The following is a 1,507-nucleotide window of genomic DNA, read 5'->3' on the forward strand; positions in this document are numbered from 1 at the left end:
GAGGAGCTTCGCGAGGAATCCGAGCGGATTCTTGCTGAACTCGCTGCGGCGGAAGCGGTGTTGGAACGCCGGGTGATCGCCCGGACGGAACTGGCCGAGGCCCTGGCCGCTCCCGCCCCTGAGGCTCAGGAGTCGGCGGGCGAGCCGCACGGGGCGGACAACACTCCGGTCTCGGGCTCCGTCGTGCCGCCGTGGCACGCGGGTGCGAGCACGGACGCGCTCGCGGCGGACTACCGGCGGATCGTCGAGCTCGTCGCGGTGGAGGCGGCCGGCGGCGAGGGGGTGCCAGCGAAGGATCTGGCCGTCCGGCTCGGACTCGAGGCGGTGCCGGGGAAGATCGAGGGCGTGCGCTCGAAGGCGAAGCGCCTGGCCCAGAGGGGCTGGCTGGAAGCGTCGCCGACGGGCAGGTTCACGCCACGGCCGCCCAGCTTGACCACTCGGCCGACGGGGTCGCCGCGGCCCGGCGGGCAAGGCGGCGGCTCATGAGCATGGCCAGGGAGAAGTAGATGAACGTTTCGCTGGAGGCGGGCAGCGTCTCGAAGTCCCGCACCAGACGCCGCGAGCGCATCAGCCACCCCAGGGTGCGCTCGACCACCCACCGCCTCGGCAGCACCACGAACCCGCTCATGTCGTCACTGCGCTTGACGATCTCCAGGGTGAGCTGGAGTTTCTCCTTCGCCCAGGTGACCAGCCGCCCGCGGTAGCCGCCGTCCGCCCACACCAGCGTGATCTTCCTGAACCGTGCCCGCAGCCCGGGCAGCACGAGGTGGGCGGCCTGCCGGTCGGTGATGCCGCCCGCGGTCACGAGCACCACCAGGAGCAGGCCGAGCGTGTCGGTGACGACGTGCCGGCGCCTCCCGTTGATCTTCTTTCCGCCGTCATAGCCACGCGTGGCCGCCGGGACCGAGGCGGCCGCCTTGACGGACTGCGAGTCGATGATCGCCGCGGTCGGCTCCACCGCGCGTCCCTCCGCGAGACGGACCTGGCCGCGCAGCCGGTCGTGGAACTCCCGGGCCAGGCCCTGCTCCCGCCACCTGCGGAAACAGGCATACACCCGGTCCCAGGCGGGAAAGTCGGCAGGCATCGACCGCCACTTGATCCCGTTGTCCGTGACATAGAAGATCGCATCCAACATCTGCCGGTGGCAGTAGCCCTCGGGCTGCCCTCCCCGGCCCTCCAGCCACGCCGGGACCGGCAACGCGTCACGCACCACCGCCCACTGCGCGTCCGTCATGTCCGACGAATACCTGCGCATCCTGTTCGGACGGTCGCCCGCGTTCCCGAACCGATGCGCTAGACAATCACACGATGGAGCAGGCGAGTTGAACGCGATCGGCGTGACAGCGTAGAACTGCATCAGCAGGGCCTCCCGGGCTCACGAGTTGGCTTCGCAACCCTCGTGCTGCACCAGAGGCCCTGTCTTCATGCACGTCACGGCAAGGTTCACCCGCCCCGGCCCCCGCGTTCGATCACATCGCGCTCATGATCGATAGGACAACGGCTTCTA

2 protein-coding genes are annotated in these 1,507 nt (G+C 69.9%); one reads left to right on the top strand and one right to left on the bottom strand.

Translation table 11 applies throughout. The features are described from left to right. On the top strand, positions 1 to 486 hold a 486-nt coding region (locus ACIBEA_RS44555), incomplete at its 5' end, for a hypothetical protein (protein WP_399270297.1). On the opposite strand, the gene ACIBEA_RS44560 is transcribed toward ACIBEA_RS44555, so the two are convergent. Beyond that, entirely contained in the window at positions 410 to 1,234 is an 825-nt protein-coding gene (locus ACIBEA_RS44560; RefSeq protein WP_399270299.1) for an IS5 family transposase, read from the bottom strand. The two genes, ACIBEA_RS44555 and ACIBEA_RS44560, sit on opposite strands and share 77 nt — an antisense overlap. Positions 1,235 to 1,507: the final 273 nt, after the last annotated feature.

This window comes from Streptomyces sp. NPDC051555 (assembly GCF_044454405.1).
GTDB lineage: Bacteria > Actinomycetota > Actinomycetes > Streptomycetales > Streptomycetaceae > Streptomyces.

Coding starts and splice junctions, on each gene's coding strand:
- ACIBEA_RS44560 (WP_399270299.1), bottom strand. CDS start 1,234: ATGACGGACGCGCAGTGGGCGGTGGTGCGTGACGCGTTGCCGGTCCCG.